This is a genomic window from Streptomyces sp. NPDC026589 (genome assembly GCF_040638385.1).
GTDB lineage: Bacteria > Actinomycetota > Actinomycetes > Streptomycetales > Streptomycetaceae > Streptomyces.
Map to the genome: position 1 here is coordinate 35389 of NZ_JBEZYG010000019.1, position 15928 is coordinate 51316.

A 15928-nucleotide genomic window follows, 5' to 3' on the forward strand; every position below is an offset into this window, starting at 1 on the left:
GGACGCCGCTCCTCGGCGGACAGTGGGTGGGCCGACCGGGCACCGGGCCGCGGCCGGAGGGAACATGACATGCGGAGAAAGGTGACGGATTCATGGGCATTGAGGCCACCAGGCGGGCCACGCTCGTCTTCTCCCTGTTCGACGCCAACGCCAACGGCGTCCTGGAGGCGGACGACTTCGACCTCATGGCCGACCGCGTCGTCCGCGAGGCACACGCGTCGGACCGGGCGGCCCAGGACGCGATGCGCGCGGCGTTCCGGCGGTACTGGACGACGCTGCGCACCGAGCTCGACGCCGATGGCGACGGCGAGGTCAGCTTCGAGGAGTTCACGGCCTGCGTGCTGTCGCCGGAGCGGTTCGACGCGACCGTCGGGGTGTTCGCCGAGGCACTGGCCGCCCTCGGCGACCCGGACGGCGACGGTCTGATCGAGCGCCCGCTGTTCATGGCGCTGATGACGGCCATCGGGTTCGAGCCCGCGAACATCGACGCGCTTTTCGACGCCTTCGAGCCGAACGACGGGGACCGGATCCGGGTGGAGACGTGGGTCGCCGGGATCAAGGACTACTACGCGCCGGGCAAGGCCGGCATCCCCGGCGACCATCTGGTCGTGGGCACCGCCGCCTGACCGGGCTCGCACGCATACGGCCGACGACGGTGGACGCCCTCCCGGGCGTCCGCCGTCCCGCCGTCCCGATGTGATCCGCCCGGTCCGGCGGCGTCCCCGGAGTCCGAGGTCGGCGGCCTCACGGTGAGCGCGGGACCGCGCCCCCGCTCAGGGAGGCAGGACCATGGCACGCAGGATCGCGGGATCGGCCAGGGGTACGTACGGCAGGTGTGCGTCAGCGGGTGCCGAGCCGAGCCTGGCCAGGGGCTCCCGGAGGACTGCCGCACCGCGTCCCACACCACGTCCAGCACCGCGGACCTGCCGAACCCGGTGGGTCCGGCCACCGCCACCGCACCCGCCCGCCGCAGCTCTCCGGAGACCTGGTCGACCAGCGGGCGGCGCGCTCTCACCGCAAGGCGCCCATCCACGCCTCGACCGCGTCCGCGTCGCGTGGCAGGTCCGACGACAGACACGTCGCGCCGTCTGCGGTGATGACGAAGTCGTCCTCGATCCGCACGCCGATGCCACGCAGTTCCTCGGGGATCGTCAGGTCGTCGGGCTGGAAGTACAGCCCGGGCTCAACGGTGAGCACGTGCCCCTCCTCCAGCACACCGCCCAGGTAGGTCTCGCTGCGGGCGGCGGCGCAGTCGTGGCAGTCGAGGCCGAGCATATGACCAGTACCGCATACGGTGTACCGGCGGTAGAGGCCGGACTCGTGCGGGATCGCCGCGCCACCTGGCCGCAGGCCCCAGGCGTCGAGTCCCTCGGCGATGACGCGGGTCGCGGCGTCGTGGAAGGCGCCGTACGGTGCACCGGGCCGCAGGGCGGCGATGCCCGCCGACTGGGCGGCGAACACCAGGTCGTAGACGCGGCGCTGCACATCCGTGAAGCGCCCGCCGACCGGCAACGTCCGGGTGACGTCCCCGGTGTAGAACGAGTCGGCCTCGACGCCCGCGTCCAGCAGGAGCAGCTCCCCCTCTTGGACCGGGCCGTCGTTGTGCATCCAGTGCAGCACGCACGCGTGCGCCCCGGCCGCCGCGATGGTCTCGAACCCCAGACCGTAACCCTCCAGCCGGGCCCGCCGGTTGAAGGTGCCCTCCACCCACCGCTCCCCGCGTGCGAGGCGGGTGGCGTGGGGCAGTTCACCGACGACCTCGTGGAAACCGGCGACCGTGTGCCCCACGGCGGCGCGCAGCTGCTCGATCTCCCACGCGTCCTTGACCAGCCGCGACTCCGACAGGAAGGCGAGCAGCTCGGCGTCGGCCGGTGCGGACGGCGGGACAGTCGCGTCGACGAGCGCGTCCTCGCCGCGCACCACCCGGGTCGGGACGCCGCCGCCGAGTGCTTTCTCCAGCCCTTCCCGGGCGACCGCGTCGACGCCGAGGGTGTCGGCGGTCTCCCGGAGCGTCCGGCGGCGGCCGACCCAGAACTCGCCGTGCTGCCGGTCACTGTAGAACTCCGCACCGGACGGACCGGCATCGCGCGGTGACCGGGGCCGGGTGAACAGGGTGACCTCGTGCCCGCTGCCGGTGGGCTCGAAGACGAGCACACTGTCCGGCACCGCCCCGGTCCCCAGCTCGGCCGTGAGGTGGATGTACGCGGAATGCGGCCGGAAGGCGTAGTCGAAGTCGTTGCTGCGGGCCTTGAGCCCGCCCGAGGGGACGACGATCCGCTCTCCGGGGAACCGCTCGGACACCGCCGCACGCCGCTTGGCCGCGTACGTGGCTCCGGAGACTGGCGGAAGGCTCCTGGTGGTGTCCGCCCACCCCTGCCGAAAGACCTCCGCCACCGCCGCCGGTGCTCGACGATCGTGACTCCGTGCCCCGCGCGGGCCGTCATTCCGTTCCATCGCACGCCTCCCGTCGTTCCGTTCCATGGTGGTGCGTTCTCACCCCACGTGGAGAACGCACCTGTTCGAGCCGTGGCCCCGAGGGGCCTCGGCGGCCGATGTCAGCCGCGAAGCCGGGCCATCCACGCCTCCACTTCGCCGGCCGCCCGGGGAAGGTCGGCCGAGAGGTTCTCGTTGCCCTCGTCGGTGACCAGGAGATCGTCCTCGATCCGCACGCCGATGCCGCGAAGCTCCTCGGGCACGGTCAGGTCGTCCGACTGGAAGTACAGGCCGGGCTCGACGGTGAGCACCATGCCCGCCTCCAGCGTCCCGTCCACGTACAGCTCGGTGCGGGCCTTCGCGCAGTCGTGGACGTCCAGGCCGATCATGTGGCCCGTGCCGGCCAGCGTCCAGCGGCGGTACAGCCCGAGTTCGTACGCCTCGTCCACCGACCGCTCACCGAACAGGCCCCAGGAGGCGAGGTGCTCGGTCAGCACCCGCTGAGCCGCGTGGTGGAAGTCCCGGTACTTCGCACCTGGCCTGACCGCGGCGATACCGGCCGACTGCGCCTCGTACACCGCGTCGTACACCTTGCGCTGGACCGGCGTGAAACGGCCGTCGACCGGCAAGGTGCGGGTGACGTCGGCGGTGTAGAGATCACGGCTCTCCACTCCGGCATCGATCAGCAGCAGTTCGCCCGGCCGGGCCTCGCCGTCATTGCGGACCCAGTGCAGCGTCGTGGCGTGCGGTCCCGCGGCGCAGACCGACGCATAGCCCACGTCGTTGCCCTCGGTCCGCGCACGCATCCAGAACGTGCCCTCGATGGTCCGCTCCGCGGTCGGCGTGTCCGTACCGAGAACGCGCACCACGTCCTCGAAGCCACGCGCCGTCGCCCGGCAGGCGTGCCGCAGGTCGGCGATCTCGAACGCGTCCTTGAGCAGCCGCATCTCGGACAGAGCGGCACGGAACTCGGCATCGCGCTCGGCGGTCACCTTGTCGTCCAGGGCGGCGTCGACCCCGGCGTCGTAGTCGCGCAGCAGACGGATCGGGCCGGTGGCCGCGGCGAGCCGCTCGGTCAGCGTGCGGACGTCACGGCAGGGCAGGCCCAGGAGCCGCTCGTTCTCGGTGAGGCTGTTGCGACGGCCGTCCCAGAGCTCACCGTGGTAGTCGCGCCAGAACTCCCCGGTCTCGCGGTCCGACCGGGGACGCAGATAGGCGACCGCCCGGTGCTCACCGTCCGCCCCGGGCTCCAGAACCAGCACGGAGTCCTGGGATTGATCACCCGTCAGGTACGCGTATTCGGAGGACGGCCGGAACGGGTAGTCCGTGTCGTTGGCCCGGACCTTCGGGTTGCCGGCCGGTACCACCAGCAGTTCCCCGGGAAACAGCGCGGAGAGCGCCGCTCGACGCCTCGCGGTGTACGCCGCCTGGGCGATGGGCTCGACGTCGAGGCGCTCGGTGTCGGCCCAGCCCTGCCTCATGTTCTCGGCGAGCTCGGCACTCACGTCCGCGTACAGGCCGTTCTTCCGTGTCCTGTTCTCATCCGTCTCACCGGACACGACGTCCTCCTGATGCGAATCCGTCACGCGTGTTCCTCTCCATCGCAGAAGTCGATGCCCTTCGGGCAGCCAACCGGAGAATGCCCATGAGCGCGCCCATTGCGGCAACGGCCTCGCCGGCCGCACGCCCTGGGCCGGGACGAGAGCGGAGCTGTGCGGTGAGCCCGGTCATCCGCGCCGCGTCGGCACGGGCCCCGCAGGGTCCGGGCAGTGCCGACTTGGCAAGCTCAACTCCTCTGGCAGTAGGGCTGCTTACCGTGGACCGCACTCTTGCAGCCCCTTCCCGTCCCCACGTCATACACATGTATGGAATCGTGCGGGCACTCTTGCGTCATTTGTCGCTGGGCGGCCCGGCCGCCCTCGTGTCGTACGGCGCCCGCGGCGCGGGATCCGCATCGGGCTGGGACGCAGGGTGTCGGGCACGGCACGGCTTCAGCCGGGCACCGGTACGTACGTGACCGACTGCCTCCCCGACGCGATCCGGCAAGTCACCGCTTCCATCGTTCGGCGCTCGGTATCTGGCCTGATTCCATGGCCACTCGGTCTGTTCCGGGTGGCCGGCAGACCCGTATGCTACGCGCATAGATTTTGGTGCGGACATGCCATTTCATTCGTAGCCCTTCCTCCCCTGTGGCGTGGCCGCGCGCGTTCCACCCTGCTCTCGCTCCTGTCGACCTGTCAGGCCCCTCTCGTCCAGAAGGGACACCGCCCGTGCTCTCCAAGCTGTCCGTGAGAACCACCGTCGCCACCCTCGCCGCCATCGGCCTGCTCGCCACCGCGCCCTCGGCTACGGCGGCCTTCCGCGACTCGGCCGCAACACCTGCCGGGGCTCCGGCAACCGCCACCCAGTCGCCTTCCTCCGGTGTCACGGTGAAGATGCCGTCCGCGGTGGCCAACCGCCTCGGCACCGGTCGACAGGCGCTGATAGACGCCGTCTCCACCGACGTCCTCTCCCGGTCCCACGACGCCAAGGGCCTCACCCCGAAAGCCGCCGTCGCCAAACTCGCCGACGAGAGCCGCAAAGTGGTCGTCGATGTCCGTACCGTCTCGGCCGACTGGGCTCGTGGCGTCGCGTACGTCGAAGCGCCCCGCACCCACCACGGCGAGCCGGAGGGCTGGCTCTACATCGCGCACCGCAAGGACGGGCAATGGATCTCGGGCCTTGAGGGCGACCGCGAGTTCGCCGAACACGTGGCCGAGTCTCCGCTGGTCGGCATGGCGGAGCGGCGGACCATGACGGCGTACGCCCAGCGCAAGGCGGCTCCCCAGCAGGAGACGCCGTCGGTGGGGACCACCGCTGCCAACACCAACGGATTGCTGCTTCCCTGGATGCCCGACTACTACATGACGCTCACCGGCGGGGCACACTCCCACACCGGCTCGACGGGCTACTGGAGCAGCCTCGACTTCGCGGGAGGCAACGCGAGCGGGCGGGTCCGCTCGTCCCGGGAGGGGACGGCGACCTCGATGTGCGGTGCCGGGGGCGGCTGGACCAGAGTGATCCACCCCGGCGGCTTCTCGACGGACTACTACCACATGTGGAACACCACCTACTACAACGGAGCATCGATCGCCCGCAGCGCCCTGCTCGGCACCATCGGCACCGACACCTGCGCCGGCGGGGCCGCGACCGGAGCCCACGTGCACTGGAGCCTGCGCACGTACGACGCCAACTACAACGGCCAGTACACCTGGCTCAACGGCCGCACCATCGGCGGCTGGGCCTGGTGGAACGGCTCCAGCCAGTACACCGGGTGCGCAACCCGCTCGGGCGTCACCGCCTGCCCCGGTACGGCGATCTACAACCGCACCAGCTGACCGGCGTCTGTGACCGAGCGGTGGGTGGAGCCGTCGACCGCGCGGCACAGCCGCCTCGACGCGTCACCGGAGACCCGCGGTGCTGCCCGGCCCCCACGTGACGCGGACCCGCAGCACCTGAGCACACGCGCATGCCGGTCACGGTGTGCCGGGCACCAGTCCGACCCGGTAGGCGAGGACGACGGCCTGGACACGGTCGCGCAGGCCGAGTTTGGCCAGGATGCGCGACACGTAGGTCTTGACGGTCTCGGGGGTGATGTACATCGACACGGCGATTTCCGCGTTCGACAGCCCCTCGGCGATCAGTTGGAACACTTCCCGCTCGCGGGGGGTCAGCGCACGCACGACATCCTGTCCGGCCGGCCGGGAGGTGCCGGCCGGTCGCAGATACTGGGCGAAGTGGCCGATGAGGTGGCGGGTGACGGCGGGTGCCAGCAGGGCCTCGCCCCGGGCGACGGTCCGGATACCGTTGACCAGCTCCGCCGGAGGCGCGTCCTTGAGAAGGAACCCGCTCGCTCCGGCACGCAACGCGTCGTAGACGTAGGCATCGACGTTGAACGTGGTGACGACCAGTACCTTCGGTGCGTCTTCGGTACCGGGACCGGCCAGTTGTCGCGTCGCCTCGATGCCGTCGAGCAGGGGCATCCTGATGTCCATCACGACCACGTCGGGTCGCAGCAGCCGCGAGGCCCGGACCGCCTCGTGGCCGTTCTCGGCCTCCCCGACGACCTGCATGTCGGGCTGCGCGGAGAAGATGGTGACGTAGCCGGTCCGCACCAGCGCCTGGTCGTCGCAGACGAGCACACGGGTCGGTGGCGGCGTATCGCTCACGAGGGCACTCCTGAAGGGGGCTTGGACGGAATCGTGGCACAGACCTCGAACCCGCCTCCGGGCCGGGGACCGGCCACCAGTTCACCATCCAGCATCCGCACCCGGGCACGCAGGCCGGCCAGCCCTCGTCCGCCCGTGGGGCCCGGCTTCCACGCGACCTGTGCGGCGGCGGGTCCGTCGGTGGTCACCACGATCTCGATGTGCTCGTCGCCGTGCCGGAGCAGAACCCGTGTCGGCTTCCCGGCCGCGTGCTTCAAGGCGTTGGTGAGCGCCTCCTGCACCACCCGGTAGGCGGCCAGCTCCACGTCCACGCCCTGCGGCCGTCGCTCACCCTGCTCGCGGAGCTCGACCGGCTGACCCGACCCGCGGGTCTCCTCGACCAGGTCCCCCACCCGCCCCAGGGCGGGTGTCCGGCCCACGCCCGCCGGGTCCGCGGATGCGGCCTCGCCGGTCGCCTCCAGGACACCGAGCAGGTACCGCAGTTCCGTCAGCGCCCGACGGCCGGTGTCGCTCACGGCCGTCAGTCCCTGGCCGACGCGTTCCGGCGCGGACGTGAGCAGGAACTGCGCCGCGTCGGCCTGGACCACCATGGCCGTCACATGGTGGGTGACCACGTCGTGCAGCTCGCGGGCGATCCGTGCCCGCTCGGCGGCCGTGGCCACCACGACGGCCAGCCGCCGCCGCTTCGCCTCTTCCGTCCGCCGCATGCGCACCGTGCTCCCCACCAGCCACGCCGTGGCCAGAGCCAGGGAGAACGCGAGGTAGTCCGGTAGCGCATTCGGGGAGCCGAGACGGTTCAGGACGACGGCCAGCACGGCGTAACCCGCACTCGTCACGGCGATCAGGCCGTGGCGGAAGCGGATCTGGTGGGCCCCGGCGGAGTACAGGGCCAGATACAGCCCCATGCTCGCGAACGTCGTCGCGAAGCCCAGCGCCTGGTGCACGGCGAACGCGCCCGCGATGACGGCCAGACAGGCTGCCGGCCACCTGCGGCGGACTGCCAGCGGCACGGTCTGGGCCAGGACCAGCCCGACGCTCAGTACGTCCGTCGGTCTCTGGGGCAGATCGCCGATCTGCGCACCGATCGGGGACAGGGGCGGCACGAAGGCCAGCAGGGTGAGCGCCAGGGCGAGGACACCGTCCTTGACGAGAGCATCCCGCCCCCGCCACCGGTCGAGCGGCACCCGGAGCAGCCGCGGACTCCAGATCGGCTGACGGGACATCACTTCGGTTTCCTCCAGCCGGCCCGGCTCAACGGGGCTCGCTTCGGCGGGACTTGATGCCACCGCCCCGGTGGGCACGGACGAGCATCGGAGCGGCGATGGCCACACCCAGGAGGACGGGCACGATCGACGCCTCCAGACCGAAGCCGCCCCCGGTCAGAAGGGCGGAGCCATGGACGTCCACGGTGAACAGGCCCTCGGGAGGGTGTCCGGAGACCGGGATGCCGAGCAGCTGCTCCGTGGTGTTCCAGGCGAAGTGAAGCCCCACGACGAACCAGATGCTACGCCGCCACAAGAACGCGGCTCCGAGCAGGACGCCCGCCTCCAGAGCGATCGCCAGTCCGCTCCACGCGCTCGCTCCCGGGGCGCCCAGGTGGGCGACACCGAAGAACAGCGAGGTGACCACGATGGCGGCCCGACTGCCCCACAGCTGCTCAAGGGCCTGCAGGGCAAGACCGCGGAACAACAACTCCTCGGTGACCGCAGCGCCGATCTGCACCACGACCGCGGTCCAGAGGACCGACACGAAGCCGTCGCCGGCCCAGGTGAACGAGTAGCCTCCGAACGCCGTGATCAGGAGGGCGGAGACAAGGATGAAACCCAGGCCGATCCCGCCGCCCAGCAGCACCTCCCGGGCGGCCCCGGACCGGGCGATCTCGGGTGCGGAGCGTCGTGCCACACGGCGCATGACGTAGCAGTACACGGCCACCGCGGCAACCGCGCCCAGCAGCGGCACGGGGCCGGGGCCGGTCGCCGTCAGCCCCGACACCAGGCCGACGCCGACCATTCCCGCCGCCATCCAGCCGAGCGGTGACCGCATGATCCGACCGGAGCGGCCGCCGCCCCCGTCGCGGTCCTCGCCCGGGCCGGAGCCCGCGCTGTGCCGTATCGCGGATGTCGTGTCCATGGTGGCCTCCCCCGTAGTGGGTCACCCCCGGCGGCGACCTGACGACCACACTAGGAATCCGCGGACCTCCGCGGATCACCCGTGCGAGGACGGCTCCTGTAGCTCTCACGGGGGATGCGCCACCGCGACCTCGCCCGTTCCGCCGCGGGGTGCGGCGTTCGCGTGCACGCATCACTCGGGAGTGGGCCCGGGCGGCTCGTCCGGCGAGTTTCCGGAGGCAGGGTCGTCAAGATGGTCGCGCAGTCGCGCGATGCCGAACAGCCTGGACACGCCCCACGCCGGCCGCCCGTACCGCGGCCTGCTCAGCCGGTCAGCAGATCCGGGTTGCCGGCCAGGGCGGCGAGACGGCCCCGCGGGTCCGGGACGAGCCGGCGTTCGGCCAGATCGAGGACGCCGGCCACCCCGGTGATCTCGGCGGCCACCGTGCCGTCCTCCTTGACGATGTGCTGCTCCAGCGTGAACGTCTTGCCCGTGCCGTAGTCGAACCGGCAGGTGACGCGCACCCGCTCGCCGCCGCGCAGTTCGCGGTGGTACTTGACCGTCACCTCGAGCTGCACCGGGCCGATCCCGTCGGCCAGCAGCTTCTCCTGGGGCAGCCCGGCGGCCCGAAGCAGCTCCCAGCGCGCGTGCTCCGCGTACTGGAGGTAGACGGCCTGGTTCAGGTGGCCCTGGGTGTCGAGCTCGTAGCCGCGCACGGTCACATCAACGGAGAAGGTCATGACCGTGCGAACGCCCGCGCCAGCCCTTCCATTCCGGTGAGACGGTGCTGCCGGATCCCTTTACGCGCCTGTCATGCACCGGTAACTTCCTCCCCGCAAGGAATTTCAGCAAGATTCCGGCGGAACTTGCCGTCGGGTCGAGTTCACCCGCCGAACCCCGAGGCGCGTCAGGGTTCTCCCCCTCCCCTGGAGACACGCATGAGACGCACCCCTCACCGGTTGCCGCGGCGCCCGCTCGCGGCAGCCGTGGCAGCAGCCGGGCTGCTGGGACTCCTCACCGCCGCGCCACGAGCCGTTCCCGACCCCGCCACCGCACCCGTCGCGGCCTCGGCCTCCGCGGCGACCACGGCGACCGTCTTCTACTCCACGAAGACCCGGAACTGGTCGGCCTACTACCTGCATCACTCCCCCGACGGCGGCTCCTGGACCACCGCACCCGGCGCCCGGATGGAGGCCGCCTGCGCCGACTGGGTCAAGCTGACGGTCCCCCTCGGGGACGCCGGCGGGCTGAAGGCGACCTTCACCGACGGCTCGGGCACCTGGGACAACAACGCGGGCAAGAACTACGACCTGGGCACCGGGAACATCACCGTCCAGGACGGGGTCGTGGCGCACAGCGACCCGTGCGCGGAGACGGGGCCCGAGGAGCCGGAGGAGCCCGGAGGGCCGAACTCGGCGTCGGTCTACTACGCGACCTCCACCGTCGGCTGGCCCACCGTCAACCTCCACTACCGGCCGCACGGCGGAGCCTGGACCACCGTCCCCGGCATCGGCATGGAAGCCGCCTGCGCCGGCTGGGTGAAACGCACGGTGGACCTGGGCAGCGCCACCGGCCTCCAGGCGACGTTCAACAACGGCAACGGGGTCTGGGACAACAACAACGGTAACGACTACACCCTGGCGACGGGGCTCACCACGGTGAAGGACCGCAAGGTGACCGCCTCGGCGAAGGACCCGTGCGCCGTCGAGGAACCGGACACCGAGGCGCCCACCGCACCCACGGCGGTGAAGGCCGCCGCCGACGGGGTCGCGGTCGTGGTCACCTGGGAACCCGCCACGGACAACAGGGGGGTGACGAAGTATCAGGTGATCCGGACCGGCGGCACGAAGGGCACGGTGGTCACCGACACCACCTCGACCGTGTTCTCCGACACCGGCCTTGAGGCGCAGACCGCCTACCGCTACACCGTCAGGGCCGTCGACGCCGCCGGAAACGTCTCGGCGGAATCCGCCCCGGCCTCCGCCACCACCGGCGACAGGCCCACCGCACCGCCGTCGGGCACACCACTGGGCACCGACCCCCGCAAGGACCCGATCTACTTCGTGCTCACCGCCCGCTTCAACGACGGCGACAGCGCGAACAACCGGGGTGGCAGCCAGCACGAGAAGTCCGGCAACGCCGCGGGCGGCGACCCCATGTTCCGGGGCGACTTCAAGGGGCTGGTGCAGAAGCTCGACTACGTCAAGGGGCTCGGCTTCTCCGCGATCTGGATCACCCCGGTCGTGCTCAACCGCTCGGACTACGACTACCACGGCTACCACGGCTACGACTTCTACAAGGTCGACCCGAGGCTGGAGTCCGCCGGGGCCTCGTACCAGGACCTCATCAACGCGGCGCACGCCAAGGGCATGAAGATCTACCAGGACGTGGTCCACAACCACTCCTCACGCTGGGGCGCCAAGGGACTGTTCACCCCGAAGGCCTACGGGGTGCGGGACGCCCAGTGGAGCTGGTACTACGACGAGAAGGACGACGCCTTCACGTACGACGGCCTCACCGTCGAGCCGAAGTCGGGGAAGTCGTACTACAACGGCGACCTGTGGTCCACGGCCGAACCGTCCGGCAACACCTGCCTCAACTGGGGCACGCCCACCGGAAACACCTCGCCGGAGGGCTACCGGATCTACAACTGCCAGTGGCCGAGCCCCACTTCGGGCATGTTCCCGAAAGCCATCTACCACAACTGCTGGATCGGCAACTGGGAGGGTGAGGACTCCCGCTCCTGCTGGCTGCACGACGACCTCGCCGACTTCAACACGGAGAACGCCCAGGTCCAGAACTATCTGATCGGCGCGTACAACAAGTACATCGACATGGGCGTCGACGGCTTCCGGCTCGACACAGCGGTGCACATCCCCCGCACCACCTGGAACCGTCGCTTCCTGCCCGCGATCCAGGAACGCGTCACACAGCAGTTCGGGGCCGGGGCGGCGAAGAACTTCTTCGTCTTCGGCGAGGTCGCCGCTTTCGTCAACGACAAGTGGAACCGCGGTTCGGTCAACCACTCCGCGCAGTTCTTCACCTGGAAGGAACGCAAGGAGTACAGCGCGGACGACGAGAAGGCCGCCCTGGAGATGTACGACTACGAGCAGCAGCAGGGCACGGCCGCGCAGCCCGTCTCCGACAACGCCTTCCTCAAGGGCAACGCCTACCACGCCCCCGACCGCAGCCGGTTCTCCGGGATGAACGTCATCGACATGCGGATGCACATGAACTTCGGGGACGCGAACAACGCCTACAACAACGGCAAGGACTCCGACGACGCGACCAACGACGCCACGTACAACGTCGTCTACGTCGACAGCCACGACTACGGGCCCAACAAGAGCAGTGAGCGCTATGCGGGCGGCACGGACGCCTGGGCCGAGAACATGTCGCTGATGTGGACCTTCCGGGGGATCCCGACGCTCTACTACGGCTCCGAGATCGAGTTCCAGAAGGGGAAGAAGATCGACTGCGGGCCGACGTGCCCCCTGGCGACGACCGGGCGGGCCTACTTCGGGGACCACCTGGCCGGGGAGGTGACGGCCTCGGACTTCGGCAAGGTGTCGTCGGCCACCGGGAAGGTCGCGGACACGCTGGCCGCGCCGCTGGCCCGGCACCTCCAGCGGCTCAACGAGATCCGGCGCGCGGTGCCCGCCCTCCAGATGGGCCAGTACTCCACGGAGGGCATCAGCGGCTCCATGGCGTACAAGCGGCGCTACACCGACGCGGCGAGCGGCACCGACAGCTTCGCCCTGGTGACGGTCTCCGGCAGCGCCACGTACACCGGCATTCCCAACGGCACGTACAAGGACGCCGTCACGGGTGACACGAAGGTCGTCACCGGTGGGACCCTCGCGGTCCCGGCCCCCGGGAAGGGCAACCTGCGCGTGTACGTCCTGGACCTCGGCGGGAAGAACGCCGCGCCGGGGAAGATCGGCACGGCGGGCCCCTACCTCAAGTAGCGGGGCTCACTCGGCGACCCGCCGCACCGTGCGCAACAGGTAGTCCTTGCGGTGCAGCGGGTCGTGGTCGGTGCGCGGGCGGTCCGGGACCGGGCCGGTCACCGGGCGGTGGCCGGCGAAGGCGGACTCCAGCACCCCCTCGCCCCGGGTCGATCCCGGCAGCAGCCGCTGGAGTTCGTGGACCCGGGCCGCCGGGATCTCGCCCTCCACGATGCAGAGAGCACCCTGCGCCTCGGGCGGTCCCGGCTCCGCCCGGAGCCGGGCGAGGACCGGGACCAGTGCGCCGAAGGCGTCCGCGGGCACCTCCAGACGGAAGCGGTGCATCGGCTCGTACACCCGCGTGCCCGCCCGGCGCAGCGCGTCCATCAGGACCAGTGGCGTCAGACCGCGGAAATCGCCCGCTGTGCTCGACACACTGCTGTAGCCGGAGTGCGTCTGGGTGACCACGCAATCGGTGACCTGCCAGCCGTGCATTCCCTGGCCGAGGGTGGAACGCACGGTCTCCTCGACCGCCCGCATCAAGGAAGGGGGCATGGAGCCGAGTTCCACGGTTCGGCGGAATTCCACCCCGCTGCCGTACGGGGCCGGGTCGACGCGCAGTCCGACGGTGGCGAGGAAGGGGTTGAGGTCCGTGTCGATCAACTCGGCGGCCGCCCCCGGGCCGGCCGGCCGTTCCAGGCAGATGGTCGTGGTCCCCCGGAAGATCACGTCCACGCCGAACTCCTCGGCCAGGGTCGTCTGGATGACCTCCTTCTGTACCTCCCCGTAGAGCGAGAGGGACACCTCCCCGCGGAGGTCGTCACGGCGGACGGCGATCAGCGGGTCCTGTTCGGCGAGGCGGCCGAGCGCGACGTGCAGGGCGCCCCGGTCCTCGGGGCGTCGTGGTACGACGACCGTCTCCAGCGTCGGCGGGGCGAAGTGGCGGTGCCCGGCCTCGGCCCGGTCCGCGCCGACGCTGTCGCCGATCCGGATGCCGGTCAGCCCCTTCAGCCTGCCGATCCGCCCGGCGCGGACGGCCGGCGCCGGCACCTCACCACCGTCCTCGAAGACGCTGACCGCCGAGACCTTGCCTTCGCCCTCCTGACCGTCCGGGCTGCGGAAGCGCAGCACCTCGCGGGCGTGCACGGCCCCCTCGACCATGCGGACGTACGCGGTCCGCTCGCCGTTCGCGGTCCGGTCGACCTTGAACACCGTGCCCCGGGCCGGCGCCCCCGGATCCCCCGTGGCGGCGGGCAGCAGTCCGGTGATGCCGCCGACCAGGGCGTCGATGCCCGCGCCGGTGGCGGCGGAGCCGAAGAAGACCGGGTGGACGAGGCACCGGGCGGTCTGTTCGGCCAGTGCTCCGAGGAGCCGGGTGTGGGTAAGCCCCGCCGGGTCGTCGACGTACACGCTCAGCAGCTCGTCGTCGTGCCGGGTGAGCACATCGGTGAGCACATCGGTGAATCCGGGATCGGCCCCGGTGAACGGGGTGCTCGTCGCGGAGCGGGTGCCGAGGCCCTGGGCTGAGCCCATCGCGACGATGTCCGGGGAGAGCCGTTCGGTGATGCTCGTCAGCAGCGAGTCGTAGCGGGCGCCGGGCCGGTCGGTCTTGTTGGCGAACAGCAGGGTCGGGATGCGCAGCCGACGCAGGGTGCGGAGCAGGACGCGGGTCTGCGCCTGGACGCCCTCCACCGCGGACACGACCAGGACGGCGCCGTCGAGCACGCCGAGGACCCGCTCCACCTCGGCGATGAAGTCCGGGTGGCCGGGGGTGTCGATCAGGTTGACCGTGGTGGCGCCGAGGGTGAAGGAGACGACGGCGGACTTGATGGTGATGCCGCGCCGGCGCTCCAGGGCGAGGGAGTCGGTCCGTGTGCTGCCGTCGTCGACGCTGCCGAGGGCGTCGATGGCTCCGGCGGTGTGGAGGAGCCGCTCGGTCAGGCTTGTCTTACCGGCGTCGACATGCGCCAGGATTCCCAGGTTCAACGTGTGCACGGAGCTTCATGTCCTTGAGAGAAAGGTCAGTTTCTGTCGGGAGGAACACGAAAGCTCGGCGCATGTCAGGACTCCTGGGTCGTCGTACCGGTGGCCTGCCGGAGTAGATCAGGGGGCCGCCGGGGGCCGCAACCGGTTATCCGCGGCGCCGCAGGTGCGGGAAGCGCCATTCGGTGCGGCTGCGCAGGGTCTCGCCGGGGCGCAGCACGGTGGTGGGGTGACCGGGGCGGTTGGGCGAGTCCGGCAGGTGCTGGGTCTCCAGGCAGAGTGATCCGTGGCGGCGGTGGCGGCGGCCGGTGCCGTCGGTGAACGTGCCGTCGAGCTGGTTGGCGGTGTAGACCTGGAGTCCGGGTTCGGTGGTCCAGAGCTCCAGGGAGCGCCGGTCGCCGGGGGCGGTGAGGCGGGCGGCCCGGCGCAGGGCCCCGGGGGCGGCGGAGCGCAGGACCCAGCAGTGGTCGAAGCCGCCGGCCAGGGCGAGTTGGGGGTGTGTCAGGGCGAGTTGGCCGCCCAGCGGCTGCGCGGTGGTGAGGTCGAACGGGGTGCCGGCCACCGGGGCGGGCGGGCCTTCGGGGATGGAGCCGGGGTCGATGGGGAGGTAGGCGTCCGCGTCGACCTGGAGGGTGTGGCCGAGGATGTCGTCGTCGCCGAGGTTGAGGTAGGAGTGGTTGGTGAGGTTGACGACGGTGGGCCGGTCGGTGACGGCCCGGTAGTCGACGGCGAGGGTCCCGGTGGTGTCCAGGGTGTAGGTGGCGGTGACGTCGAGCGCCCCGGGGAAGCCCATGTCGCCGTCGGGGCTGTGCAGGGTGAGCCGGAGGACGGCGGTGGTGTCGGTACGGTCCCCGGTGGCCTCCCAGACCTTGGTGTGGAAGCCGTCGGAGCCCCCGTGCAGGGCGTGGCCCCGGTCGTTGGCGGGGATGTGGTGCGTGGTCCCGTCGAGGGTGAAGCGGCCGTGGGCGATGCGGTTGGCGTACCGGCCGACGACGGCCCCGAAGTAGGGGTTCTTGTCGGTGTAGTCGTCGAGCGCGGGCAGCGAGCGGACGACCGGGCCGGGGCGGCCCGCGGTGTCCGGCACGGTGAGGCTGTGCAGGACACCGCCGTAGGTGAGGATCTCGGCCCTGACGCCGGTGCCGGAGTCGAGGGTCCAGAGGTCGGTCTCGCTCTGCCCGTGGGCGCGGCCGAACGGTTTGCGGTGCACGGTGGGCATGAGGAGTTCCTTGGGAGGTGCGGAAGGGGGCC

General features: G+C 71.0%; 11 protein-coding genes. 3 read left to right on the forward strand and 8 right to left on the reverse strand.

Translation table 11 applies throughout. The features are described 5' to 3' along the window. The first annotated feature begins 92 nt into the window (after positions 1-92). On the forward strand, positions 93-626 hold the full coding sequence (locus AB0F29_RS28675) for a calcium-binding protein (protein ID WP_361877731.1): 534 nt from the start codon (positions 93-95) through the stop codon (positions 624-626). A 385-nt stretch (positions 627-1011) separates the two neighbouring features. Here AB0F29_RS28675 and AB0F29_RS28680 read toward each other — a convergent pair whose 3' ends face one another. Together AB0F29_RS28680 and AB0F29_RS28685 are read right to left on the reverse strand one after the other, a co-directional pair. Then, positions 1012-2454 (reverse strand): aminopeptidase P family protein, encoded by a 1443-nt coding sequence (locus AB0F29_RS28680; RefSeq protein WP_361877734.1) that lies wholly within the window; start codon positions 2452-2454, stop codon positions 1012-1014. Between the two features lie 101 nt (positions 2455-2555). Beyond that, on the reverse strand, positions 2556-4019 hold the full coding sequence (locus AB0F29_RS28685; protein WP_361877737.1) for an aminopeptidase P family protein: 1464 nt from the start codon (positions 4017-4019) through the stop codon (positions 2556-2558). Positions 4020-4703: 684 nt separating this feature from the next. Between AB0F29_RS28685 and AB0F29_RS28690 the strand changes: the two genes are divergently transcribed. Further along, entirely contained in the window at positions 4704-5810 is a 1107-nt protein-coding gene (locus tag AB0F29_RS28690) for a M23 family metallopeptidase (RefSeq protein ID WP_361877740.1), read from the forward strand. A 138-nt stretch (positions 5811-5948) separates the two neighbouring features. On the opposite strand, the gene AB0F29_RS28695 is transcribed toward AB0F29_RS28690, so the two are convergent. The 4 genes from AB0F29_RS28695 to AB0F29_RS28710 form a co-directional block, all read right to left on the reverse strand. Further along, positions 5949-6641, reverse strand: coding sequence for a response regulator transcription factor (locus AB0F29_RS28695; RefSeq protein ID WP_361877743.1), 693 nt, complete (start codon positions 6639-6641; stop codon positions 5949-5951). Further along, positions 6638-7864: a histidine kinase gene (locus tag AB0F29_RS28700; RefSeq protein ID WP_361877745.1), complete on the reverse strand. Its 1227-nt coding sequence runs from the start codon at positions 7862-7864 to the stop codon at positions 6638-6640. The genes AB0F29_RS28695 and AB0F29_RS28700 overlap by 4 nt, the downstream gene beginning before the upstream one ends. Before the next feature lie 28 nt (positions 7865-7892). Beyond that, on the reverse strand, positions 7893-8771 hold the full coding sequence (locus AB0F29_RS28705) for a CPBP family intramembrane glutamic endopeptidase (protein WP_361877748.1): 879 nt from the start codon (positions 8769-8771) through the stop codon (positions 7893-7895). 302 nt (positions 8772-9073) lie between these two features. Then, the gene (locus tag AB0F29_RS28710) at positions 9074-9490 is read right to left on the reverse strand and encodes a thioesterase family protein (protein ID WP_361877751.1); all 417 of its coding nucleotides are present in this window, start codon (positions 9488-9490) and stop codon (positions 9074-9076) included. A 198-nt stretch (positions 9491-9688) separates the two neighbouring features. On the opposite strand from AB0F29_RS28710, the gene AB0F29_RS28715 reads away from it, so the two are divergent. Then, positions 9689-12718 carry a carbohydrate binding domain-containing protein gene (locus AB0F29_RS28715; protein ID WP_361877754.1) on the forward strand — a complete coding sequence of 1010 codons (3030 nt, stop codon included), beginning with the start codon at positions 9689-9691 and terminating at the stop codon, positions 12716-12718. Positions 12719-12724: 6 nt separating this feature from the next. Here AB0F29_RS28715 and AB0F29_RS28720 read toward each other — a convergent pair whose 3' ends face one another. Both AB0F29_RS28720 and AB0F29_RS28725 read right to left on the reverse strand, forming a co-directional pair. Beyond that, positions 12725-14692: a translation factor GTPase family protein gene (locus tag AB0F29_RS28720; RefSeq protein WP_361877757.1), complete on the reverse strand. Its 1968-nt coding sequence runs from the start codon at positions 14690-14692 to the stop codon at positions 12725-12727. Positions 14693-14828: 136 nt separating this feature from the next. After that, positions 14829-15896: an aldose epimerase family protein gene (locus AB0F29_RS28725; protein WP_361877759.1), complete on the reverse strand. Its 1068-nt coding sequence runs from the start codon at positions 15894-15896 to the stop codon at positions 14829-14831. Positions 15897-15928 lie beyond the last annotated feature (32 nt).